Source organism: Marixanthomonas sp. SCSIO 43207, assembly GCF_019904255.1.
GTDB lineage: Bacteria > Bacteroidota > Bacteroidia > Flavobacteriales > Flavobacteriaceae > Marixanthomonas.
In genome coordinates this window covers 1,667,228-1,692,661 of record NZ_CP063203.1, presented here as the reverse complement: position 1 = coordinate 1,692,661, position 25,434 = coordinate 1,667,228, and the positions used below count along the sequence as shown (strand labels likewise).

Annotated in this window: 26 protein-coding genes; 21 read left to right on the top strand and 5 right to left on the bottom strand. The window is 33.0% G+C overall.

The window, feature by feature from the left end:
• The first annotated feature begins 85 nt into the window (after positions 1-85).
• Together INR76_RS08000 and INR76_RS07995 are read left to right on the top strand one after the other, a co-directional pair.
• A complete protein-coding gene (locus tag INR76_RS08000; protein WP_223107387.1) occupies positions 86-1,597 on the top strand; it encodes an amidohydrolase family protein in 1,512 nt (503 codons plus the stop codon).
• Positions 1,598-1,835: 238 nt separating this feature from the next.
• Entirely contained in the window at positions 1,836-3,311 is a 1,476-nt protein-coding gene (locus tag INR76_RS07995) for a serine hydrolase domain-containing protein (RefSeq protein ID WP_223107386.1), read from the top strand.
• A 147-nt stretch (positions 3,312-3,458) separates the two neighbouring features.
• Here the strand turns inward: INR76_RS07995 and INR76_RS07990 are convergent, their stop codons facing one another.
• Positions 3,459-5,540 carry a helix-turn-helix domain-containing protein gene (locus INR76_RS07990; protein ID WP_223107385.1) on the bottom strand — a complete coding sequence of 694 codons (2,082 nt, stop codon included), beginning with the start codon at positions 5,538-5,540 and terminating at the stop codon, positions 3,459-3,461.
• 225 nt (positions 5,541-5,765) lie between these two features.
• Here INR76_RS07990 and INR76_RS07985 point away from each other — a divergent pair, with 225 nt between their 5' ends.
• The 5 genes from INR76_RS07985 (at position 5,766) to INR76_RS07965 (ending at position 9,557) form a co-directional block, all read left to right on the top strand.
• On the top strand, positions 5,766-6,350 hold the full coding sequence (locus INR76_RS07985; RefSeq protein ID WP_223107384.1) for an ankyrin repeat domain-containing protein: 585 nt from the start codon (positions 5,766-5,768) through the stop codon (positions 6,348-6,350).
• Positions 6,351-6,454: 104 nt separating this feature from the next.
• A complete protein-coding gene (locus INR76_RS07980) occupies positions 6,455-7,543 on the top strand; it encodes an acyltransferase family protein (protein ID WP_223107383.1) in 1,089 nt (362 codons plus the stop codon).
• A gap of 156 nt (positions 7,544-7,699) precedes the next feature.
• Positions 7,700-8,317, top strand: a complete 618-nt coding sequence (locus tag INR76_RS07975) for a hypothetical protein (RefSeq protein ID WP_255592540.1) — start codon at positions 7,700-7,702, stop codon at positions 8,315-8,317.
• A gap of 92 nt (positions 8,318-8,409) precedes the next feature.
• Complete coding sequence (locus INR76_RS07970) at positions 8,410-8,850, top strand: hypothetical protein (protein ID WP_223107382.1); 441 nt, start codon at positions 8,410-8,412, stop codon at positions 8,848-8,850.
• A 38-nt stretch (positions 8,851-8,888) separates the two neighbouring features.
• Positions 8,889-9,557: a DUF6624 domain-containing protein gene (locus tag INR76_RS07965; protein ID WP_223107381.1), complete on the top strand. Its 669-nt coding sequence runs from the start codon at positions 8,889-8,891 to the stop codon at positions 9,555-9,557.
• 404 nt (positions 9,558-9,961) lie between these two features.
• Here INR76_RS07965 and INR76_RS07960 read toward each other — a convergent pair whose 3' ends face one another.
• On the bottom strand, positions 9,962-10,660 hold the full coding sequence (locus INR76_RS07960) for a LytTR family DNA-binding domain-containing protein (protein WP_223107380.1): 699 nt from the start codon (positions 10,658-10,660) through the stop codon (positions 9,962-9,964).
• The gene (locus INR76_RS07955; RefSeq protein ID WP_223107379.1) at positions 10,657-11,784 is read right to left on the bottom strand and encodes a sensor histidine kinase; all 1,128 of its coding nucleotides are present in this window, start codon (positions 11,782-11,784) and stop codon (positions 10,657-10,659) included. Before INR76_RS07955 ends, INR76_RS07960 begins: the two co-directional genes overlap by 4 nt.
• Positions 11,785-11,995: 211 nt before the next feature.
• Here INR76_RS07955 and INR76_RS07950 point away from each other — a divergent pair, with 211 nt between their 5' ends.
• The 12 genes from INR76_RS07950 (at position 11,996) to INR76_RS07900 (ending at position 21,850) form a co-directional block, all read left to right on the top strand.
• Positions 11,996-13,252 carry a S41 family peptidase gene (locus INR76_RS07950; protein WP_223107378.1) on the top strand — a complete coding sequence of 419 codons (1,257 nt, stop codon included), beginning with the start codon at positions 11,996-11,998 and terminating at the stop codon, positions 13,250-13,252.
• A gap of 1 nt (position 13,253) precedes the next feature.
• Positions 13,254-14,306, top strand: coding sequence for a WD40 repeat domain-containing protein (locus tag INR76_RS07945; protein WP_223107377.1), 1,053 nt, complete (start codon positions 13,254-13,256; stop codon positions 14,304-14,306).
• A 119-nt stretch (positions 14,307-14,425) separates the two neighbouring features.
• Complete coding sequence (locus tag INR76_RS07940; protein WP_223107376.1) at positions 14,426-14,857, top strand: GNAT family N-acetyltransferase; 432 nt, start codon at positions 14,426-14,428, stop codon at positions 14,855-14,857.
• 152 nt (positions 14,858-15,009) lie between these two features.
• Positions 15,010-15,249 (top strand): hypothetical protein, encoded by a 240-nt coding sequence (locus INR76_RS14030; RefSeq protein WP_370632389.1) that lies wholly within the window; start codon positions 15,010-15,012, stop codon positions 15,247-15,249.
• A 35-nt stretch (positions 15,250-15,284) separates the two neighbouring features.
• On the top strand, positions 15,285-15,479 hold the full coding sequence (locus INR76_RS14025; protein ID WP_370632388.1) for a hypothetical protein: 195 nt from the start codon (positions 15,285-15,287) through the stop codon (positions 15,477-15,479).
• Positions 15,476-15,916, top strand: a complete 441-nt coding sequence (locus INR76_RS07930; protein ID WP_223107375.1) for a GyrI-like domain-containing protein — start codon at positions 15,476-15,478, stop codon at positions 15,914-15,916. Before INR76_RS14025 ends, INR76_RS07930 begins: the two co-directional genes overlap by 4 nt.
• A 47-nt stretch (positions 15,917-15,963) precedes the next feature.
• Complete coding sequence (locus INR76_RS07925; protein ID WP_223107374.1) at positions 15,964-16,914, top strand: hypothetical protein; 951 nt, start codon at positions 15,964-15,966, stop codon at positions 16,912-16,914.
• A 60-nt stretch (positions 16,915-16,974) separates the two neighbouring features.
• Positions 16,975-17,454, top strand: coding sequence for a RidA family protein (locus tag INR76_RS07920; RefSeq protein WP_223107373.1), 480 nt, complete (start codon positions 16,975-16,977; stop codon positions 17,452-17,454).
• A 21-nt stretch (positions 17,455-17,475) separates the two neighbouring features.
• Complete coding sequence (locus INR76_RS07915; protein ID WP_223107372.1) at positions 17,476-18,729, top strand: alpha/beta hydrolase-fold protein; 1,254 nt, start codon at positions 17,476-17,478, stop codon at positions 18,727-18,729.
• A gap of 100 nt (positions 18,730-18,829) precedes the next feature.
• Positions 18,830-19,690 (top strand): hypothetical protein, encoded by an 861-nt coding sequence (locus INR76_RS07910; protein ID WP_223107371.1) that lies wholly within the window; start codon positions 18,830-18,832, stop codon positions 19,688-19,690.
• A gap of 295 nt (positions 19,691-19,985) precedes the next feature.
• Positions 19,986-20,948 (top strand): NAD(P)-dependent alcohol dehydrogenase, encoded by a 963-nt coding sequence (locus tag INR76_RS07905; RefSeq protein ID WP_223107370.1) that lies wholly within the window; start codon positions 19,986-19,988, stop codon positions 20,946-20,948.
• A 26-nt stretch (positions 20,949-20,974) separates the two neighbouring features.
• The gene (locus tag INR76_RS07900; RefSeq protein WP_223107369.1) at positions 20,975-21,850 is read left to right on the top strand and encodes an alpha/beta fold hydrolase; all 876 of its coding nucleotides are present in this window, start codon (positions 20,975-20,977) and stop codon (positions 21,848-21,850) included.
• Positions 21,851-21,902: 52 nt separating this feature from the next.
• Here INR76_RS07900 and INR76_RS07895 read toward each other — a convergent pair whose 3' ends face one another.
• Positions 21,903-22,562 (bottom strand): class I SAM-dependent methyltransferase, encoded by a 660-nt coding sequence (locus INR76_RS07895; protein WP_223107368.1) that lies wholly within the window; start codon positions 22,560-22,562, stop codon positions 21,903-21,905.
• A gap of 165 nt (positions 22,563-22,727) precedes the next feature.
• Here INR76_RS07895 and INR76_RS07890 point away from each other — a divergent pair, with 165 nt between their 5' ends.
• Together INR76_RS07890 and INR76_RS07885 are read left to right on the top strand one after the other, a co-directional pair.
• Positions 22,728-23,402, top strand: coding sequence for a hypothetical protein (locus INR76_RS07890; RefSeq protein WP_223107367.1), 675 nt, complete (start codon positions 22,728-22,730; stop codon positions 23,400-23,402).
• Positions 23,403-23,422: 20 nt separating this feature from the next.
• Entirely contained in the window at positions 23,423-24,289 is an 867-nt protein-coding gene (locus INR76_RS07885) for a hypothetical protein (protein WP_223107366.1), read from the top strand.
• A gap of 231 nt (positions 24,290-24,520) precedes the next feature.
• On the opposite strand, the gene INR76_RS07880 is transcribed toward INR76_RS07885, so the two are convergent.
• A complete protein-coding gene (locus INR76_RS07880; RefSeq protein WP_255592539.1) occupies positions 24,521-25,387 on the bottom strand; it encodes a viperin family antiviral radical SAM protein in 867 nt (288 codons plus the stop codon).
• Positions 25,388-25,434 lie beyond the last annotated feature (47 nt).

The following is a 25,434-nucleotide window of genomic DNA, read 5'->3' as shown; positions in this document are numbered from 1 at the left end:
AAACAGACAGTTCTGAACAATTCTCACAAAAATCAATTTTGAAAAAAGGATTACATACCTCATAAAAAATGTAGATGCGCTTTTTTTGCTAGCAATTACGATTATTACCACCGCTTACGTGTGGCCAACTTCCAAATTACAAACACCAGTAGTTTATGAAAAAACTATCATCAAAAATATAAATATTGTAGATGTTGTAACCGGAGAAATTGCCGAGGACCAATTTGTTTTGATCGAACAATCTCGAATTACAAAAATTGATTCCACGAATATCGCAACTTCAGAGGATGTCTTATTAATTGATGGTACAGGTAAATTCCTCATTCCTGGATTGTGGGATATGCACACCCATTCCAATCAACATTCAGAATGGTTTCATCATCCACTTTACATTGCTAATGGGGTTACCGGCGTAAGAGACATGTCTGGTCAATTAAATAAAAAAGACAGTTATTGGGTGGGTAGTCAAGAACGTTTACAATGGAATAAAGACTTAGAGAATAACACCAGAGTCACACCCAGATATGTGCTGCAAAGCAGTTACCAAATGGATGGTGAGAAAGCCATTCCTAAGGATGCACCAGACTTTTTTAAACTTCAAAAGCCATCTCAAGTAGATTCTTTGCTACAATTCTATAAGAAGGAAAACGTGGATTTTATAAAGGTGTATCAGCAATTGCCAAAAAATACTTACAAAACATTAGCTTTAAGAGCACCTAAGTATGGGTTGCATCTGGCAGGTCATAAACCGATGTTTCTAAGCTTGGAAGATGCGGTTAACCTAGGACAAAGAAGTTTTGAACATGGTCGCGTATTTTTGTTCGAATGCTTTTCAGAGACAGATAGTCTAAAGAATCCTAAAAATTGGAAAAGGTATTTCTCTAAATCAAAAGCAAAGATTGTACAAGAGTTTGATAGTCTTTATGCAAAAAAATTGATGCGTTTAATGCAGGAAAAAAATGCCTATTGGACACCCACCCTGCAGACCTTAAAGTTTGAAGCCAACGCGCATAAAAATGGTTTTACCAACAATGAAAATCTAAAATATATAACCAAAATTAGAAAGAAGTTATGGTGGAAATATGATACGGACCAAAACAAAGAGAAAAATCTTGAACGTGAAGGAATTAGTATAGCTGAGCAATTTTTTGAAGCATCAAAAAAACAAGTGGCAATGGCAAATAAAATTGGTGTACCCATTATGGCTGGAACCGATGTTACAGATTCTTTTGTATTTCCCGGGTTTAGCCTTCACGATGAATTATATGAATTAACAGCCTCTGGATTAACCAACCTTGAAGCTTTACAGACTGCAACCATTGTACCTGCAACGTTTTCTAATCTAGTTGAGGATTATGGAACTATTGAAATAGGCAAAAAAGCAGATTTGGTAGTATTAAATAAAAATCCATTAGAGGATATTAAAAACACAAAAGAAATAAATAGTACATTATTAAACGGGGTATATTACAATGAAGAAAAACTTAGTGAATTAAAAACGTTTACAGAAACAGCCGCTAGCAGCTTTCATATGAATGTAAAAACATTGATAAGTTTAGTAAACAGTCCTTTAATTCGAGTGCAGTTTGCAGATTAAAGGAATTTGTTCTGTTTTATAATCTAGAACGTTTTAAAGGTTAAAGCTATTCTATCTTTGAAAAAATAGGATTTCAAACAATGAAAAAAATGAAAACTAAAAAGGGATTAAAATTAGGAATAGGTATTTTGCTAGGAACTATAGTGGGGTTCTTAACCTCAAATATACAATTATGGTTTGTTCTAGGCATAGCTATAGGCGCGGCGTTAGAGTATGGGACCAAAAAAAAATAAACCAAATGAGACCATTTATTAAAACACTATTTATTACAATTATTACGCTTTTAGCTTTCAGTGCTACTTCTCAAACCACTCATAAAAAGCTATTCAACAAAGTTGACTCTTATTTGGATGCAAGTACAAAAAATGGCTTTTCTGGTGTTGTTTTAGTGGCTAAACAGGGAAAAGTTATTTTATCTAAAGGATACGGATGGGCAGATCGAAAAAATAAAATTCCCAATTCACCAGCAACTGTTTATAATATTGGTTCTGTAACGAAACAATTTACAGCATCCGCTATTTTAAAATTAGTAGAACAAGGAAAAATGAAAACTTCTGATAAACTGAGTTTATATTTTTCTCAAATTCCTCTTGATAAGACGGATATTACAATTCATCAACTATTGACACATACCTCAGGAATTTCTAATAGAACAGGCGGTTTTAGATATGATGAAGCTAGTAAGCAACAATTTATAAAAGATTTTTTTGAGTCCAAATTGCATTCTAAACCTGGCAAAACCTACCAATATGCAAATGCCAACTATATTCTACTTACTGCCATATTAGAACAGGTTTCAGGACAAACTTATAATGATTTTCTAAAAGAACATTTGTTTCAGCCTGCTCAAATGAAAAGTACCGGATATAAAAGTATCAATTTTAGTACAGAGCGTCTAGCACATGGCTACTATTATAATAGAGATGATGAAAAATGGACCGATTGGGGAACCACCCAACAGCACCTACCTTACAATAATAACCACTGGTATAGTATAGGTAAAGGCGACATACATTCTACCGTTGAAGATTTATACAAATGGCATATTGCTTTACAAAATAATGTCGTTTTAAAATCAAAAACTAGAGCAATATTAGAAACACCTTATGTAGCCGAGAATGATAAAATGACATCTTATTATGGTTATGGATGGGCCATATCCAAAAGTCATAACAACACCAAAATTGTTGCGCATAATGGTAGTAACGGATTGTATTTTGCAGATTTTGTGAGATTTGTAGATGATGATGTTGTTGTTATATACATCACAAATGCGTTTTTGGGGCGTGATTCAGAAAACGTGGCTAGAGAAATTGGTAAAATGATTTTTAATACAAATTATACGCCAACCCCAATTTCAAAAAACATTTATGAATTGATTCATGAATTTATGAAAACTAATCCATCTACAAATGCAGAAAAATTACCAGACTTTTTAAAGAAAGAAATTAATGATGAATTTGTTGATCATGCTATTTTAAACCGTCTTGGTTATAGCCGTTTAAAAAAGGAGAATCAACCGGGCTGGGCACTAGAACTATTTAAATTGAATGTGAAATTATTTCCTGAAGATGGAAATTTATGGGACTCATTGGGTGAAGCGTATTTACAATATAATCAAAAAGAAGATGCTATAAAGAGTTATACAAAAGCAGTTGAATTAGGCAGTGAAGGATCCAAAAAAGTATTAAACGAATTGCTTGGTACTGACTAGTGAGAATACAACTACGGTAAACTTAAATTGTAGTCTATTTTTGTGGAAATCTAATGATGCGGTTTTGAAGCAAGATGTAAGAAATTGAGCTAGAGCTTTAGTAAATAAGTTTGGGCATTGTATTTTATTAAAATAACTTTTAATAACCTATAGTAGTTTCTCTTCTTCCAAAGTAATTTTCAGCGTATTGTGGTTTTCCCAAAATTGAGTTTCTATTTTCTGAATTGTTTCCTCATATTTTGGATGGCTTTGCAATTGCTTGATAAGTGGGTCTTCATTTAAAAACAACAGTATCCAATATTGAAAATCATCTTGCAAGCTAAATTTTTCATACGCTTCTATGGCTTTTTCCGGCTTATTTTCATAGAGATAAAGCATCGCTAGACTCGCCTCTTTGTAAATTGATTCATCTTTTTCTAGGTAGTCTATATACTTGTTTACATATATTTCGGCTTTCTTAGAGAAGTTCAATTTAGTATAAGTGTAAGCTATTTTTATATTTTCGGCGGGATAGAGATCAATCTTATTGGTAGCGAGTAGATTTGTGTATTTTTCATAATAAAACATAGCATTTTTATAATCTTCTTGAAAATAATATAGCTTCGCCAATTCTTGCGTAATATCGGTACGGGTAGTATCTTTTTTCCACTCTGTTAGCATGGTAGTTGTTAATGCATTTAAATCTTTATTGTTGGCATAATCGATAAAGTTTTTTAAATACGGGGCGTAAGGATTACTAGGGTTATACCTTAAAGATTCTTCAATATATTCAGATGCTTTTTTTACAAAACCGTTTTGCACTAGGGCATTGCTCAAATGCAAATAGATAAAGCTTTTGGCTACAGAATCATTTGCTTCTATATTTAATTTGATTCCTTTTAAAGCATAAGTGAGGTATTTATGGGTATCTGGAACAACGCGAGCATATAAATCTGATAAGATTAATACTACAGAAGAGGCATTTGGGTTGTAATCTAATGCTTTTTCTAGGTAGGGTATCGCTAACCTAAATTCGTTTGTATTTATATAATACAGTGCTTTTGCAATGAGTGGTAATTCAGAAGTAGCATCATACAGCAACGAATTATCTGCATATTCATTTAATTTACCTAAATATTTTTTTTCAATCTTATTTAGATCTAAATAATAGTAACAAATTGCTATTTGTGCATATGCATTAGCATATTTTGAATCCTCTTCTATGGCTTTTTCAAAATTCAAGATGGCTTTCTGTAATCCTGCTTCATTTTGTTCATTTTGATTTTCCAAGCCTTTTAAATAATAATCATAAGCGATGATATTTTCTGTAGGCTTTTTATCAATGAGCGCTAATTCTTTTGGGGTTACATTGGCTTCTATGGCGAAGGCAATTTTTTTTGCAATGGTATTTTGAAGCTCAAAAACATTTTTAAGTTGGTATTTATATTGCTCAGACCAAATGGGACTGTCGGCATGGGCATCTATCAATTGAATGCTTACAAGTACTTCATTACCTACTTTTTGCCCACTTCCCTCTATTAAATAATTCACACCCAACTCTTCGGCAATTTCAGATACGGTTTTAGGGTTGCTTCTATATTTTTCTGTGGAAGTTCTACTGATTACTCGTAAATCTTTAATTTTTTGAAGATTATTGAGCGAAGATTCCATCACACCGTTTATGAAATATAAATTAGAATTGTCTTCACTTAGGTTTTTGAAAGGTAAAAATGCAACCGATTTTTCTTTACTTGTTTCAGACTCATTTGAAGTGAATTCGTCTTTAAAAAAATAAACAATAGCAAGTATTGACAGGGTTGTGATTGCTATAATGTATCTATTAATACTTCTATTTTTTGTAACCGGCTCTTTTTGTTCTTCTTCCTTTTTTTGTTCGGTACTTTGTTCTTCTTCTTTTTTGGTTTTGGTTTCACCGGGAGGATAACCAAAATATTCACGATAACATTTTGTAAAATAAGACGGATTGCTAAAACCAACTTCAAATGAAATTTCAGAAGCCGTTAGCTCTGTTTCTAGTAGTAACGCTGCTGCTTTTTGTAAACGTATTTCTCGAATAAATTGACTAGCAGATAAACCGGTTTGCTTTTTTATTTTTCTAAGCAAACTGGAGCGGCTCATATTCATCTCAACTGCTAATTCTGAAACACCAAACTGCTCATTAGAAATAGCATTTAATACTATGGATTTGGCTTCTGCCAAAAATGAATTTGAAGTATTGTTTGTCGTCATTTTGTGTACATAACTGCAACGAAGATACTTAAAATTTAAACATGAGTTTTACCCCCTATTTCTGAATTTATACTGATATGCGCCATAAATTATAGTCTTGCTACATAATTTATAGCCTTGCGTTAAACTTCATAACTCTTGATTCATAAGTGTTTACTGTTGCTTCAAGGTTGGTTGCATCTTTGTGTCATCAAATCAAAACAATAATTCTTAACATTTAGAATCATGAAAAAATCAGTTAAAAATCAATTAAAGTGGGTACTTATTATTTGTGTAGTGGCAATGATGTTACCCTCGTGTTCACAAAAAAAAGAAACCAAGAATACAACAGCTCTTTCAAAAAAGGAAGTAAGTAAACCCAGTATAGATATACATGAAGCTGTACTAGCCGGAAACTTGGAAGCTGTGAAGCAGCATATAGAAGCTGGAACCAATATTAATCAAAAAGAAACCATGTCTGGATCTACTCCTTTAATGACTGCCATCACGTTTAATAAACCTGAAATAGCCAAAGCACTTATCAATGCAGAAGCAGATTTATCTATAAAAAATAATGATGGCGGCACAGCCTTACATACAGCTGCATTCTTTGCACGAATTGAAATGGTACAATTACTCCTTGATGGAAAAGCAGATAAAACAGTTCGCAATAATTTTGGAGCTACCCCTAGAGAAATAGTACTGGTAGATTTTGCTCAAATGAAACCTGTCTATAAGATGGTAACCTTACAGCTGCAACCTATGGGTTTCACATTAGATCTTGAAGAATTGGAAAAAGCAAGACCGGTAGTAGCTATGATGTTAAAGTAGCAATTTGCTCAATGAGCTAGGTATAGAAGTAGCTAGATACAGAACAGCACAGAAAGTATCCTCTGTGCAAAACACAAAACACGAATCATCCAAAATTACAGATTATGAACCTAGAAAGACGTTACGATATCGATTGGCTTAGAGTTATAGCTATAGCATTGTTGTTACTATATCATATTGCTATTGTATTTCAGCCTTGGGCAATGTTTATAGCTTTTATAAGAAGCGACGAGATTTCTACAGCATTATGGCAACCCATGACCATGTTAAATGTGTGGAGAATACCTATACTCTTTTATGTATCTGGGATGGGTGTTTATTTCGCTTTGCGAAAACGTAACAATAGGGAGTTACTTCTTGAACGAACCAAAAGAATTTTAGTCCCCTTCTTATTTGGTATTGTAGCGATAGTACCATTACACATGTTTGTATTTCAAGACTACTATAATCTGGGATTAGACTATTATCCTCATATGGGACACCTTTGGTTTTTAGGAAATATTTTTGTGTATGTGCTCATCGGACTTCCTATTTTTTATGGGTTTAAAAAAGGAATGTTTTCAAAACTAATCGCTGTTTCAAAACGATTGTTTAATAACCCGTTGGGTTTATTAGCTGTAAATCTGTTTTTTGTGGCAGAAGTAGTACTATTTCAACCAAAACCTTTTGCACTATACGCTGAAACCTGGCATGGTTTTGCCATTGGCTTGTTGGCTTTCTTTTTCGGGTATCTTTTTATGAAAACAGGCACCCTATTTTGGGAAACCGTAAAAAAATGGAAGTGGCTTTTTTTAGGAATAGCTGCTATACTATATACCATAAGGTATGTATTCTTCGCTACTGAAGGGCCTTCATATATTACGGTTATTGAAAGCAATAGTTGGATCTTTTCCATATTTGGATTTTGTTACCAATACCTCAATAAACCAAGCAAGTTAGTATCTTATTTAAGTAAAGCAGCATACCCGGTATACATCATCCATATGATTGTGTTGTATTTAGCTGCAAAATTGGTGCTACCGTTTCACTTACCAGCACTAATTGCTTTCGTGCTTATTACACTCATTACGTTTATTGGCTGTTATTTGCTGTATGAGTTTCTAATAAAAAGAACACCCTTTCTTAGACCCTTGTTTGGCTTACATCATAAAACAAGAGTAAGAAAAAAAGTGATCCAAGAATATAAAGTATAGTGTGTAACATTTGTTCCTATTTAAAAAGTAGAACCCTAGAAATTCGTTGTGACTTTACTTTTGAAATGTATCTAGAAATCAAGAAAAAAAATAAACAAGTACCCTTACAAACAAAAATCATCAATTAATCATTCAATAATCAAAAAACGAACAATTATGACATCAATTAAAATGAAAACAATCAAACAACACCTTTTCTTACACTTGGCTTGTGTAGCCTTTGCATTGGTATCAAGTCTCACTTATGCACAAAATACAACTTCTGAAACCACCACGCAAAGAGACGGTTTTATCTTTGAGTTTGTAGTAGGTGGCGGCGTTATCGGTATAGAAGATAGTGCTGGTATACAAACATTTGACGATGCTCAAGGAACCTTTGTTTTCCCGGATCTAAAGTTTGGCTATATGTTACATGAAGACCTTGCTATCACGGCTGCTTTACCGGGAAACATTTATAAATTTCAGAATAATGACAGGCATTTTGGCGGGTTTATACCTTCGCTGCAATACTGGATACAAGATTGCTGGTGGGTTCACGGCGGATTTGGTCTAGCCATAGACGCCCCGGCATTATACGATATTGAAGACGGTGTAAATGACGACTGGAACTTTGGTTGTGCTGTGATGGCAAGTACAGGTTATGAAGTTTATAAAAAGAAAAACTTTGCGCTTTCTGTACAATCAAAACTAGTTTTTGGTCGTGCGTCTTTAGAAGGAGATGCACATAGAGATGCAGTACTCTTTAATGTAGGATTAGGTTTTAGCTGGTTATAAGCTATACCATTCACTATGATCAAGGGAATAACCAGTACTTTAGTATCTTTATAACCAGTCTACTAGGTTGTTAGACAAAACGATGAAATAAAATGAAAAAAAGAATAATTATTTCGCTATTGCTTTTAATAATTGGAATTTGTTTGAGCATTGATTTTTTAGTAATGGTTGAATTTCCTCAAGGATTGGAAGCATATTTTAAAAGAGAATACTATAACCAATATGGTCCCTTGGTCATAAGTGTAGAACTTTTATTTGCAAGTTATTATCTATTGATAAAACATGAAAAGACCAATTTTGCATTAGCCCTGTTTGGATTCACCGCTTTGCTGGATCCTATTTTTAATCAAATAGGTCTTTTTAGTAGCGTAGTTCCTCTATACGGAACCATACTTTTATCAATTTGCGGGCTAGTATGCTTATGGATGGCATTTGCAAATACCTTTAGTTTAAAACGTATGTCAATTCTTGCAACGATAGCAAGTGTTATCTTAAGTGTTGTTATTGAACTGTTTTTCAATTACGTGCGTTAATCATACTTAAAAGTGTTCAACACAAAACCTTTTACAAAATGAAATATAGTGTATTAATCAGTTTAGCGCTGCTATTTAAATGCTCCCATACAACCGAAGAGACGGTAACACTACCCGAAAAAAAAGAAAACTTACTAGCACTCATTGATGATATTTGGAAGACAGAACAAGAACCCATTAGATCACGAGATTCATTAATAGCCTTATATGGAGTTGACGCTGAGTTGGTAAAAGAACAACAAGTTATTATAGATAAGAACCATATCATTAATGAAAAACGCGTAAAAAATATTCTTGAAAACTATGGCTGGCCCTCAAAAGAAATGATAGGAGATCGTGGTAATTGGACGCTTTGTAACGTTATTCAACACTCAGCAAATGAAGTGCGGATACACTACCTTCCCATGATGCGACAAGCTGTTAAGGATCAAAAACTAGAACCCCGCTTTTTGGTACGAGCAGAAGATAGAATTGCTACAGAAAGAGGTGATTTGCAGGTTTATGGCGGACAAATGAAATATTATCCGGAAACCAAGAGCTTCAATCTTTGGCCTGTTTTGGACCCGGAAAATATTGACGCACGACGCACAGCCATTGGATTGGATTCAATCGCTGTATTCCTTAAAAACAGATTTGATTTTGAATGGAATCTCGAAGAACAGATAAAACGTACAGCAGCATTTAAATTGAAAAACAAGAAAAAATAAACGAGGAATCCATATGGCTTGGCTTCAATAAGAAGGACGTTTAAGTTCAACTGTTCCCCTTCTTTTCTATACATAACACACGTACGAAGAAGAAATTGAAGAAACAGATAATTTTATCAATACAGGGAGAAAAATGATGTAAAATAGCTTAGAACACCAGATGGTACATACCTTTTCTTTAGTAAAAATGTAGGTTCAGAAAATTTTGAACATGTAGCCATTTGTTGGGTCGATGCTCAAGTAGTTCTATACCGCAACTAATCTGCCTTTTAAAAGAATTTGCACCAAGTTTAGATGTGTTTAGTCTAGATTGAGGATATTGGATTCAGCAAGAAAAATCAGAAGAGACTAATAAACTAATATTTGATTGGTTTAAATATCTTCATAGTTGTGAAAACTAAAGATTAAGAACTTAGAAGTGCACTTACCTTACTTTTGTAGGTCTTTCCAATAGGAATTTTATGTGCATTAATAATAATTCGGTTTCCTTCAATATATTTTATTTTATCCTTAGAAACAATAAACGATTTATGCACACGAAAAAAATAATTAGGAGGTAATAATGTTTCTAAAGCTGATATTTTATGATTACTTAAAATCATTTTATCTGTTAAATATATTTTTGTGTAATGTCCATAAGCTTCAATAAATAAAAGATTTTCAGAATGAATTTGATGTTGTTGTTTGTCTGTCTTTACAAAAAAGCTAACATTTTTGGTGGTTATGGTTTCGGTTAAATTAGATTGCGGTTTTTTAACAGTTACAACTTTGTTTACCGCTTTGATAAAACGTTCAAAACTAAATGGCTTTAATAAATAATCTGAAATATTGAGTTCATAAGCTTCTATCGCAAATTCTTTATAGGCAGTTGTAACAATAATTTTTGGCGGATTAGCTAGTGTTTTTAAAAACTCAAAACCTGTTAATTTGGGCATGTTAATGTCTAAAAACAGCAAATCTACCGTATGTTCGTTTAAAAACTGCATAGCTTCAAAAGCATTATAACAATTTCCTTTTTTTTGTAGGTGTGGCAAAGCATCGCAATAGTTTTCAATAATACGGTGTGCAATTGGTTCGTCATCTACAATCATATATTGAATCATACAGTATGTATTTTAAGTGAAAGTTTATAATTATTTTCTTTAATTTCAATTCTAAGATTATGCTTGTTTGGGTATAATAATTTTAAACGCTGTTTTAAATTATCTAATCCTATACCAGTCTTTTTCTTAGTTGTAACGCTCGAATCAAAATTATTTTCAATAGTAAAAAAAATAATCCCGTTATCAGTTTTTAAATCTATATGAATAAAAGCCTCTTCAGCTAAATGTTCAACACCATGTTTAAAAGCATTTTCAAGCGGTAGAATTAGTAACAAAGGTGCAATTTTAATAGTAGGGTTACTGTTATCTTTAAACCTAATATCTACAAATTTGTGATATCTAATTTTATGTAAGCTAATGTAGTTTTTTAAATAGGTTACGTCGTCTTTTAAGGGTACTTTTTCTTCCTGCCCCATATAAATGGTATATTGCATCATGCTTGATAATTTTAAAACCAGATTTGGCGCATCATCAGATTTTTCAATAGTTAATCCGTATAAATTATTTAAAGTATTAAAAAAAAAGTGCGGACTAATTTGACTTTTCAACAAGGCTAATTCTGCGTTAGCTTTTTTAGATTCCACGGATTTCATCCATTTCCATTGCTGATAAATCCAACCTATTAGCAACACAAAAAGCGGTACAAATAATATAATTTTCAGCTCTTTTTCTTGCTGTAAATAACGATTTATATCATTTATAAAAACTCTTAAATAATAGAAATAGCTTAAGCTTAAAACGTAATATCCAATAATAATGAGGGCATATTTTTTAAAATAAGAAGGAGCAATAATTGAAAAAAAACCAAGAGCTATAACAATTAAACCAACAAAAGTTAAAGGATTATCAATTATTTGTGATTGATTATTGTTTGCCATTACCAGAATAAATAAGACAATTAAGAATAAAAGTTTTACGCTTATTGTTTTATGTTGTTTTAAAAAAGAAAAAAAGTGAATAGGTAAAGATGTGATTAACCAACCAATAATGAAACTTAATGTATTTGCTAAAACTTCCGAATTGTCGATATGAATAATTTCGAAGTAGGACAAACACACTACAATTAACCTAAATAACAGTAATCCAATTATAAATGCTTTGTATTTTTTTATAAAGGCAATCATGAGTCAAAATTAATGATAATTGTCTTTATGATGTTAGAATTTGCACCAACACAACAAAAGGCGTCGTCAACAGTATCTTTTTATGCGTGAAATAGAGCTGTGGGTTCAATAGGGTTTTTATGATTAAAGCGTGTGTGTTGGTGAAAAATAATTTATAAAATACAAGCCTAATAATACGTTTGCATCAAAATTATTTTAAAACTCAAAAGTCATGAAGCTCTGTTATAGATTTATTGTAATAGCTATATGCTGTTTGTGGATTCAACCCATTTCAGCACAGGAAGCTAACAATTCATTAAACCACGATGAAAAGAAAAACATTGTTGCTACAATTCAATCACACTTAAAAACTACTTATGTAAATCTAGAAAAAGCCAACAAAATGATTAAGGTTTTGAATATTAACCTAAAATCAAAAAAGTATAAGGCAATAACTAATCCAACAGAATTTTCTAAAGCCTTAACAAAAGATCTTCAAAATAGTAGTAAGGATTTGCATCTCAAAGTAAACTATAAAACCAAACAAGTAGCTAAAAACAAGCAGTTGTCTTCAGAAGATATTCGTCTGAAAAAAGAACAAATGATGGCGAAAAAAATGGCTGAAATTAATTTTGGCTTTATGGAAACTAAAATATTACACGGTAACATAGGTTATTTAAATCTTCGCCTCTTTGCTGATACAAAATACGCAGAAGAAACTGCTACTGCCGCAATGAGTTTTTTAAGCAACACCAATACAATAATTATCGATTTACGCTATAACAAAGGAGGTGTACCAAGTATGATTCAGTTATTATCGAGCTATGTTTTTAAAGATAATCCTGTTTTGTTAAGCAATTTTTATGAACGCAAAACAAATGCCGAAACACAACTTTGTACATTAAATACAAATGAAGAATCAAAAATAGTTAACAAACCACTTTACATTTTAACAAGTAAGAGCACTTTTTCTGCAGCTGAAGCATTTGCATATAGTTTAAAGCATTATAACAAAGCAATAGTTGTTGGGGAAGTTACCAAAGGCGGTGCTAATAGAACTAAACGTATTACTATTAACAATCAATTTTCAATTTCAATCCCATATATAGAAGCAATCCATCCAGTTACAAAATCTAATTGGGAAGGAATAGGCGTACAGCCAAATATCAAAACGTCCAAAAAAGATGCGTTTGCAACAGCATATTTAGAAGCTCTAAATAACACAGTAAAAAGAAATAAAAAATCGGTTTTAAATCAGGTTGGTTATGCTTTGTTACAAGAAAGTAAAACAGAGGATGCTATTTTAATTTTTAAAGCGAATACAATGTCTTTTCCCGAAGATGCAAATACTTGGGATAGTTTGGGTGAAGCCTATGTCATAAACAAACAACTAGAAAAAGCCTTAAAAGCCTATAAAAAAGCGATAGCATTAGACCCAAATTTAGATTCGGCAAAACGTATGATTCAAAAGTTGCAATCTAAGAGTTAAGATGAAAAAGAAACAATTCAAAAAATGGAGTTTATCCACAGTAATATTAGTTTTAGTTGCTATTATCTATTTCCAATTGTTTAAGCAACCTACATTAGTTGAAGACAATGACATTAGATTAATTAAAACCTATACACATCATACCAACGAAGTTTGGGAGGTAAAGTTCGGGCCAAATGATAGCCTAATGATTAGTGGGGGGCTTGAAAAGAATGCTAAAATCTGGAATAGAGTTACAGGTAAGGTTTTACACGATTTACCACACAAATACGGAACACCTTCGGTTGATTTTAGCCCAAACGGAAAAACAGTTTGCACAGGTTCTTATGATGGAAAAGCTAGAATTTGGGATGTTCAAACAGGAAATTTAATTCGAGTTTTAGAAGGGAGTGAAGGCACATTATGGTCTATAACATACAGCCCAAATGGAAAATTAATTGCTGCTGGTGGCAATGCCGATAAAGTTTCTGTTTGGAGTGCAGAAACTGGTGAGTTAGTCCATGAGTTTAAAGACGCTAGCCATAATATTTGGGAGGTAATATTTCATCCTTCAGGAGAGCTTTTGTTAGCATCAGGAAGCGATAATGCTATTAGAGTGTACAACATGCAATCAGGTAAATTAATTAAAACAATTTTAGGGCATTCGCAAGTGCCATTATCTATGGATTTCAGCCCTAATGGAAAATTTTTAGCAAGCGCTGGGGATGATAAAACTGTAAAAATTTGGGCTACAAAAAACTGGGAACTCTTACATACATTAAAAGGTGATAATCAAGCCATTCATTCGGTGGTTTTTATTGATAATAACCGTGTGATGGCTGGTGGAACAGACAAAAAAGTATTGGGAGAGTTTTTAGAGTACCATTTTAAATTCACTGGTTTTACAAAACCCATAGTAGCAACGCTTTGGGATATTGAAAAAGAGCGTGTCTTACAAACACTTTCTGCTCATAATAACGACATAGGGTTAGGTATGGATGTTAACTCAAACGGAAAATATGTAGCTACGCCAAGTAAAGACAAAACAATAAAGGTTTGGGAAGTGCAGAGATAAAATAATTAATTCGTTATAGTAAATTAAGAGTTCATCTTCAAAAAATAGCAGTTCGTGAATATTATTAATGCCATACACAAATAGGCTGTAAATTTATGACAATCATAAGTTAATTAATAATGGAAAATATAGAGTTCAGACTTATAAATCCAATAGATTATAAAATCGATGTGTTACAATTAGTACATCAATTAAACCCAAATAAGGATATCAATTTTTTAGAGAAAACATTAAATGAAATGGTTAAGCTTCCTAATTATAATTGTTTTGCAATATTTAGTGAAACCAAATTAGTAGCAATCTCTAGTGGTTGGACAACCATTCGCATGTATAGAGGCAAGCATTTAGAGTTAGACAATGTAGTTGTTGATTCTAAAATTCAATCTAATGGTTTAGGGAAGTATTTAATCAATCACATAAAAGAATGGGCATTAAAAAATGAATATACAGGTATTGGTTTAAATACTTATGTAAGTAATTCAAGATCTCATAAGTTCTATTATAAAGAGGGGTTTAGTATTCTAGGGTTTCATTTCGAACATAAATTTTAAATAGCATAACATGAAAATAGTAATAATTGGTGGTTACGGAACTTAGGTAAAGTAATCTCAGAACATTTTAAATAACAATATAAAATGTTAATTGCTAGTAAAACCAAAGGCGATTATATTGTTGATATTACTGATAGCACATCTATAAAAAAATGTTTGAAACTGTTGGTAAAGTAGACGCTATAATTAGTATTACAGGTGAGGCTAAATGGGACGATTTTAATAATCTGACCGAAGACAATTACTATATTGGTATTAAAAGTAAACTTATGAGACAGGTTAATCTTGTTCGCATGGGTAAGGATTATTTAAATGCCAATGGGTCTATAACACTTTCAACTGGTGTTTTGGCCGATGGTCCTATAATAAAACAGCAAGTGCCGCCAAGGTAAATGGGGCTATACATAGTTTTACTAGAGCTGTAGCGTTGGAAATAGAAAATGGTATTACAATAAATACAGTTTCTCTTGGTCTGGTTGAAGATGCTTATGAAAAATATAAAGATTACTTTTCTGGGTATTTATCAATTTCAATAAATCAAGCTGTAAGTGGCTATGTTAGAAGTGTAAAAGGTAAAGGACAAATTATTAGAATTTATAATTATAAAATAAAAAGTAAATGAACAATTTTAAAATAATTGGAGTTTCTACCCAAACAACTAATGAATACGGACAGTCTATACAAGATGTTGAAGCACTTTGGAATAGGTTTTGGAACGAAAACATAGCAGCACAAGTACCAAATAAAGTAAACGAAGATATTTACGCCGTTTATACAGATTATGAAAGCGATTATATGAAGTATACATTGATTATAGGATTTCCTGTAAGTAGTTTAGATGATATCCCTAATGATTTTGTAGGACGAGAAGTTTCAGTAGGAAATACTGAAAAATTTACTTCAAAAGGAAAAATGCCTGAAGCAATTTTAAAAACATGGTCAGAGCTTTGGGCAAATAAAGAAATAAAAAGAGCGTATCGAGCAGATGTTACTGTACATGGTAAAAAATACTTTGAGGGAGAGAATGCAGAGGTGGAAACTTTTATTTCTATTGCATAGTTTTTAACCTTCATAATATCTACTACTCTCAACAAACAAATATTATTATGAAACATAAAGTTTTTACGCTAATTGTTTGCATTTTAGTAACACAGTTAACGTTCGCACAAAATATTTCAATTAATGAAGGCTCTGGATTTTTTAGGGTTAAAGGAAATAAAAAACATGAAAAAGATTCAATTACTGTTTTTTATCATCAACCTAAAAAGTTTACTAGAAATTCAAAGCATTTAATAGTTCTTCCTGGTGCTGGTAGAAATGCAAACGATTATAGAGATTCGTGGATTGAAATATCAGAAAAGTATAATGTTTTAATTATAGCGCTTTCTTATCCCGAGAAAACTTACGATTATGGAAATTATCACCTTGCCCGAACTGTAAAAGATTTAGATTTTTCAAAAGGTGTTTCTTTTAAGAAAGGCACAAATCAAGTGCATATAAATGAAGATGTAATAAAGTTTAATTTTAATGAAAATAAGAAAGACTGGATTTTTAATGATTTCGATAGAATATTCAAATTAGTAAAAAAAATCACAAAGTCTAGTCAGAAAACATATGATATGTTTGGGCATTCTGCAGGAGGTCAAATATTACATCGATTTGCATTATTGTATCCAAATTCAAAAGCCGATAAAATTCTTGCTTCAAATGCTGGAACATATACATTTCCTGATTATAAAACAAAATTTCCTTTTGGACTTAAAAACACAGGAATTAGCACTACATGGATAAAAAAATCTTTTAAAAAGAATTTAATATTATTTCTTGGAGAATTAGATAATAAGACTGAAACAAGAGGTAGAATGTTACGATCAAAAACAGTAGATAAGCAAGGAGTTGGAAGAATTGATAGAGGTAGAAACTTTTATAAGTTTAGTGAAATATATGCAAGTAAAACAAAAGCAAATTTTAACTGGAAACTTGTAGAAATACCTAATGTAGGTCATGATTATAAGCAAATGGCAAAAGCTGCAGGAGAATATCTATATAAAAAATAAAGTATAACAATACTTAAAATTAAAATAAACCAAATAACCTTAGCTAAATAGAACTCAAAAATGAATGTAAACCCGAAAAAAAACCTCACAGAATTAGGGTTGGAACTTCCGGAAGTCTCAACACCAGGAGGAAATTATGTTTCAGTGAACATTAGAGAAAATATAGCTTATGTCGCTATTCAATTTCCAACACTAAACGATGAATATTTATACCAAGGTAGATTGGGAAACGAATTAACGACTGAACAAGGGTATAAAGCAATGGAGTTATGTGCGCTAAACGTACTTGCACAAATAGACAAAAAAGTAGGGTTTGACAACATAATTGGATTGAACCACATAGATGCTTATTTCCAATCGGCTAAAAATTGGGATGAATCACCAATAGTAGTTAATGGTGGGTCTGATTTATTTGTAAGAGTACTAGAAGAAAAAGGCAAACACTCACGTTCAATTTTCGGAGTAGAAAGATTACCTCGAAATTTTAGCGTTGGATTGACTGCTTCATTTACAATAGAAAAGAAAATAAAAAACTACTAACAACAACTAATAAGCAAAATAATGAAACATTACATCTACTTACTAGTACTTATTGCATCAACTTTAATAGTAAATCAACAAGCGATTGCACAAACAGCTGAGTCCCAAACAGCGCAATTTCAATATAGAATAGAGGATTCTATATTTTCTAAAACTTTAGGAGAAAGCCGTGATTTTTGGGTAAGATTACCAGATAATTTTCAGCCAGATAGTGATGAAAAATATGCAGTTATTTATCTGATGGACGGATTTTCACTAGAAAGTACTTTGGAAACTGTTTATGATAATTATTGGGGACATTACCTTCCACACATGATACTTGTCGGGATTTCTAATCGCAACAACCGAACAAGAGATTTAACTACTTCACAGATAAAAATGAGACGTGGTAGCGCATTTGACCGTGAAACTGGAGGCGCAGAAACCTTTACTAAATTTATGGAAAAGGAGCTCATACCATATATTGATAGTAAGTATCCTACCATTCCATATCGTACCTTAATTGGGCATTCTTATGCTGGTTTGTTTACTTTAAATATGTTGGTTAATCATAAACATCTCTTTCAAAATTATATAGCTATAGATCCAAGTTTGGATTGGGACAACCAAAAATTATTGAATGAAGCAAAAGAAAAGCTGAGTACAGAAAGTTATGAAGGTAAATCCCTTTATGTGTCTTTAGCAGCAGAGCAATTACATATAATGAATGAAGACATAACCATGAATAATATTATGGACGACTCTTCAGAATTTACTTTGTTTGCGCGTTCAATCATTGAGTTTTCAAATTATGCTAAATCCCAAAAACAAAATGGATTAAATTTTTCATGGAAGGTTTATAATGAAGATTTACATGGTACTGTTCCGTTACCATCTATAAGAGATGGGCTAATTTTTCTCTTTGAATGGTATCAGTTTAAATCGCCGCAAAAATATAATAATCCGGAAACACCTATAGAAGAATTGGTTACATTATTGAAAGAGCAAGAACAAATCTATACCGAACATTTTGGTGTTCCCACTGCGCCAATGATAGACGAAATGTTGAATGGCTATGGCTACATGAATATGCAAATGGGACAACCTAAGAAGGCGTTTATGTTTTTTGAAATGAATATTAAATACAATCCAACAAATGCTAATGCTTATGCTTCCATGGCTGAGTATTATGAATCTCAAAATGACAAAGAGAATGCCTTAAAATTTGTAACCAAGGCCTATCAGTTAAGTGGGAGTGACTATCATAAAAAAAAGATGAACGCGTTAAGAGAATGACAGTTAAAGCAATCATAAAAAAAGGAGATGCCTCTTATAGTTAAACATATAAATTATTAATAAAATAAAATTGATAAATAATATACTTAAGTTTTATGCTTTGATACTTGTAATGGTTGTAAATGCTTGCAAGAGCGAGATAAAGGAAACAAAGGAAAATAATTTTTTAACAGGACAACGATCTATCCTTGGACAAAAACCTCCAGATTTAATTCCCATTCCTTTCGCTCCTGGTATAGTCACCTCAGCAGGTTGGGAATATGGCGGCGTCTTTAGTCCAGATATGAAAGAATTTTACTTCCTCAGAAAAAACGAAAGAATTAAAGAACAGGAATTTGTTGTCTTTAAAAATGAAGGAGGTAAATGGAATGAAACCGTCATATCTAATCGGCAGGGACAGCCTTTCGTTTCTCCAAACGGCCAGACATTGCATTTAGGTGGAAGATTTAAAGAACGTAATAAAAATGGTACCTGGTCTAAAATAAAAAAACTCCAAACTCCTTTCGATAATTTACCAATTATGCGTCTTACAGCTTCTTCAAAAGGGACTTATTTTTTTGATGAGTTTAAGCAAGATTATACCGGTGATATTCGATACTCAAGATTAATAGAAGGCAAATATGAAGAACCAAAATTACTTAGTAAAAAAATCAATACAGGAAGAAGTTTCCATCCCTTCATTGCACCAGATGAATCCTATCTTATATTTGATAGTTATAGAGAGGATGGATATGGAAGTTCAGATATTTATATAAGTTATAGGGAGGATGACGGTACATGGGGAGAACCTATTAATTTGGGTAATAAAATTAACACAGCAGCATGGGAAGCATCAGCTACTGTTACTCCAGATGGAAAATACCTTTTCTTTAATAGAATTGTAGGCCCAGAAGAAGATGGAAATGTAGATATATTTTGGGTTGACACTCATTTCATTGAAGTATTAAAACTTAAAAACTAAAATTAATGAGAAATTATCCTTCACGCATACCTGCGAAATCGTGATTATAGACTAGATTACCAAAATCATTACCTTACTTTTTGATGGATATTTTGGGTAGGTATAGTATAAAATAGTGATAATATTTACAATTACTACCTTGATAAAGCTTTTATGAGTGTCCATCATAATAATCGTTGATAGAGAAAAAGATAAAACTAATCTGCCTTTTTAAAAGAACCTACTTGGTTCCGGTTTTAAAACAAGAACGTTTACAATCGCAAGAGTTCTCAACTTTGCTACAAATACTACTATTATGAAAAAAGCAATATATACCCAATACGGTTCACCGGAAGTTATTGAAGTAGTTGACCAAGAAAAACCCATCCCAAGGTCAAATGAAGTTTTAGTACAGATAAAGGCGTCTTCAGTTACTAGAGCAGACGCCATGATGCGCCAAGGAGTGCCTAAATTTGGCAGGTTGTTTTTAGGGTTGTTTAAACCCAAAAACACAGCTTTGGGTACAGGATTCTCAGGTATTGTAGCGGCCGTTGGTGATCACGTCACCCAATTTGAAACAGGAGATGAGGTTTTTGGCGAAAAACTATTCAGCAACGGTTGTAATGCAGCCTATGTTTGTATTGCTGAAGACACGGTTATCGATAGAAAGCCCAAGAATATCTTGCATAGTGAAGCTGCACCCATCTGTGATGGATTTTTAACATCCTATCATTTTCTGAAAGATATTGCCCATGTACAACCAGGCCAACGCGTATTAATCAATGGAGCTTCAGGAAGCTTAGGGACTGCAGCAGTACAGTTGGCAAAACTTATGGGAGCCACGGTTACAGGAGTGTGCAGCACGAAGAATATTGATTTTGTAAAATCTTTGGGAGCAGATGAGGTACTAGACTACACCACCGTAACGCTAGCGGATTTAACCTGTACGTATGATGTAGTTTACGATACAGTTGGCAAATTATCATACAAGAAAATTAAAAACATACTCGGTGCTACAGGTATTTTTATGACACCGGTTTTAAGTGCAGCCATTTTATGGCGCATGTTGTGGCAACCTAAAAAAGTCAAGTTTGCTGCTACCGGGATGAAAAACACCCAAGTGCTTAAGCAACTCGTTAGTGATTTGGTTCACTTTTTTGAACAAGGGCAGCTTACCACACATATTGATAAGGAATATAGCCTTTCAGCTATCAAATACGCCCATTACTATCTTGAAACCGGACGTAAAGTAGGCAATATTGTCATCATCAATTCATAACGCATCATTCAAAAAACGAACAGTCTATGTTTTTTAAATCAAAAGAAGGAAAAGAAAAAATTCTTACCCTGTATCAACAAAAGTTACAAGAGCTGCCTTTTAACTATTCAGAACAATTGGTACAAACCAAGTTTGGAGACACCCATGTTATTAGCGCCGGTGATACCACCAATCCTCCTTTGGTTCTCATTCACGGAACCGGCGGTTGTGCTCCACAAATACTAGACTCCTTCCCCAATTTGGCTTCCTCCTATTGTGTGTATGCAGTCGATGTGCTTGCCCAACCTACTAAGAGTGCTGAAAATAGATTGGATATGAAATCGCTGGATTATGGAGAATGGCTTCTTGAAGTTATTATAAAATTAAGAATACAAGACGTTACTTTAGTGGGCTTTTCTTTTGGCGGATTAATCAGTTTAAAGGCGCTTGAGTTTAGCGAGGTGGCACTAAAAAAGGTCTTTTTAATTTCGCCCGTTTATATCGTGAACGGAAACCCACTACGGAACTTGTTTAAGGTATTTATTCCCTTAAAAAAATACATCAAAACACATCATTCAACATACATACATAGGGTCATGAGCGCTCTATTTTCTGACTATGATGGTTTTGCAGTCCAATTTATGTCGGCTACTTTTCAACACTGTTCTATGGATTTTTCACCCCTTCCGGTCATTTCTACAGACTCTGCGAGCATGATACAAACCCCGTTAACCCTATTTGCTGCTGAAAAAGACATACTCTTTCCGGGTAAAAAAATGATCAAACGAGCCAAGCGCATCTTTCCTTCCTTAGAAGAGGTATTTTTATTGGAAAACTCCCATCACGTACCCAGCCCCATGACGTTTAAAAATATAGAAAATATCATTTTAAAACAATCGAAAAGTAGAAGCCGTACAGCATAGTTCCTATACTTAAAAAGTTCTCTGATAAATTACCTCCATCAGCCGGTGGTAATTATAGAGTATACACCGTTGTCACCAGCCTTCCTTTGTAATGTGGGGATGGGATGGATAGTACCTCGTTGGCTGCTGTTACCTTGAAATGAAACGGTGCGGCCAAGAGATCAACCCCGCTATTCTTTTTTAAGCGTATGCCCTGCCCGGAAAGGATATCAATATTGGGCACAAAAGAGCCATCCGGCAGGTGCTCGGTAAGGATCACGTATGTAAACGAGTATAACTTCTCAACAATCGCTTTAATTTCTGCATTGGATAGGTGTTGTAACACCTGTCTTACAATCGCACAATCCCCAGTAGGTAATTCATCTTCGGCAATGTCTAGGGTATAAAAAGCTACAGTATCTATTCTGAATGTTTTTTTATTACGGGCAATCAAATCAGGGACAATGTCGATAGCTTTATATTCCTTGGCGTATTGCACCAGTTCCTTCCCTACATTAAAATCCCCACATCCTAAATCACACACCACGGGTGGCGTTTTCAACTCTTTTAAAAAAGCAGAAACTACGTTTATATACGTATGTACCACTTCCCGATCATGAGAACCCAAGCCCGAATAAAACTCCGTTTTATCTCCGCCCCACAGGTTATTTTCATATACCTGTATCATCGCTTCTTTGGTAGGCCAGGGTTGTTTGTTGTGGGGGGTTGTCATGGGGGTTATAAATTGTACGTTGTTGGTATGAAATGTTAATTCTTATTTTTCAAAGATATTACGTTATTTCAAAATGTTTGCTGTATTATAGAATAACCTTTTAAAAGTTTAAAGTTTTAATATATTTGAAACAGATATCTCTATTTTAAAATAAATACTCAAAATATGAAAATAAACTACATACTAGCATCTTTCATCATCAGCCTTTTAATCGCTTGTGGAGAGGGTAAGAAAGAACGTACTCAGGAAGAAGCAGAACAAAAAAGAATTCATTTAGAAAAAATTGAAGTGGGCAAATCTAAGCTTAAAATGGATTTAACCCAAGAATATGATCGCTTAAAAAAGACACTTATTGAAGAGAATGCTAAACTTGAAAAAATAAACGAATTTCAGTTAGGTCGCTCAAGTGTAACCAAAGAAAAACAACTTACTGAGCAGAATAATAAAATTCTTCGTATTTCAAATCAATTAGAAAAATTAAAAGAAGAAATATCACTTACTCATTTAAGAGAAACGTTTGAGTTCCAAAACACACCCAAAGGGGTAATTGACTTTATTTTTGAGGCGGCCCAAAATAGGGATTTTGATAAACTACGCCATGTATGTGACCCCTATGGAGAAAACGATAAAGATACAAGGTATATTTGCTTAGTAGCCATGCAACCTGTTGCCATGCAAAATCAATTTGTAGAAAACTTCAAAAATGGAAGAATTATGGGAGAAACTCAAATAAATGGGAATAAAGCTGAAACTGAAATTGCCATAGGTTCTAGCTCTCAACGTCTAGTAACAATAACACTTGTTAAACGAATGAATAAATGGTATTTAGAAAGTTTTTAACTACATTTTACTTTTAATGTATGGAGTCGCTTCTCAACAATTTAGAAGAAAAATATATAAACTACATAAAAAGAAATGAAAAGTTAACTAACAAGAGTTTAAAAGAAACTTTTATACATTTTCTTAAAGAAAAGAATCTTGACAAAAGAATGGAATTATGGAATAACTTTTCAGTGAATATAAACAGCATCAAACAAATTCCACGGTTGGCTAACCCTTATTTTATAGGTTTTGGGAATCCGCAAGCAGATGTGTTATTCATTGGAAAAGAAAAGGCTTTTAATATACATTCCAGTCCACTATCTTTTTTACACGAAAGTGTAAACAATACTTTACAATGGAAAAAATTAATTGAAAATGATACAGCAACCCTTTCTCCATTCGACCCAAAAAACCCAAGAAGCTATCATGCTGGAAAAATAAAAGCCGTTCACACTTGGGGGAAGTATGCCCAAATAATCGCTGAAATGAAAGGAATCAAAACTAAGCCTTTTTTAAAAGCGTATGAGATAGGAGATAAAACCTTTTTTGACCATTGTTTTTTAACCGAAATCAACCATATTCCTTCTCGCTATAGTAAGGGCAAAAAAGCAAGTCCGGTACGGGTCGAGTTTTTAAAAAGTCCTTTTTATAAGCGGTTTAAGCACGTCATCATTGGGGCGCGTCCGTATTTAAGTCATGAACAGATAAAGGAAATTTTTCAAGTAAATAAGGATCCAAAAAAAATAATATTGGGATATAAAGGTAAGAAGAAAGACAAGCCCATTGTGGCACACCTTTTCAAAACCAAAACTCAAACCATTATCTACTGTGGCCAATTAAGTGGTGCTGCCGGATGGACCAATGAAGCCATTGAAAATTTAGTTACCACAATAACATCAACATAAAATCATTGTTTACCAATCCAAGGTAACATACTGTCACGCAACTCCCGTTCTAAATTGGTAATAATAAACTGCTTAATGGCTTTATCTACAGTTGGCATATCAGGTAGGCTCCAAAAACCTACCTTACCTTGATTTTTAATAATATAAATGTTGACCAAACTAAATAAAAGCTAAAAGGAATTGTTAAAATGAAACTCCTTTTAGCTTGGAAAAATAAAAACAATTACAAAATTATAAATCCCAATTATAGAATCCTTTTCGGCTAATAAACTTTGAATAGTTATAATTTCTAGATTCAAACGCTTCTTTAACACCTATATCAAGTATGGGTTCGCTATAATCATGCCTACCAGCTTGGTTGCTAAAAAAACGACCAGCTGGATCCACCATTACATAACTATTGGTAATATCATCATTGTACTCTGGCACAATATATTGAATATTCTTATGCCTGCTTATGAACTCTGAAAATTGAGTTTCAGAAATTTTAAATTCATCAACCTTGTCATCATTCTGTCCCTTCATTGGCAATACTTGTAATACTTTCCATCGTTTAGGGTTTGTTTGATTAATAAATGTATTGAAGTCTTCTTTATAATTATAAGCATTAACTACAGTATTTATTTTTACTCCATACCTATAATACCTAACTTTCTTAATTAAGTCAATATAATACTCTTTTGTTAGGGTCTTTTTTCCTGTTATTGCTCTTCCTATTTTTAAATTGGTATTAGAATCAAGACTATCAATACTTATGGCAATCCAATCTAAGTATGTTTTGTTTTGTTCTAAAAACCGTTCTGTTAACTTACTTCCGTTACTAACAACCATCGTTGTTAATCCATTAGCCTTGGCTACCTGAATCAATTCTGGTAACCAGGGGCATAGTATAGGTTCACCTCCTGCAAAAGTTATTTTTTTAAAGCCTGCATTTGCAAGTTCTTGTACAACTTTTAGCGCTTGTTTTTTAGGTAAATGTCCTTTTGGTAAAATAGTTTGTTTGACATCTCGAAAGGTGGCAAAGCAAAATTTACAACGCATGTTGCATGGTTCCCATAAATGGAAATTAACGCTTGGGATAATTAATTGAGTGTTCATAAAATAGTTTAAAGGTTGAGCTTACGTAAAGCAGACTATTTCTAAAA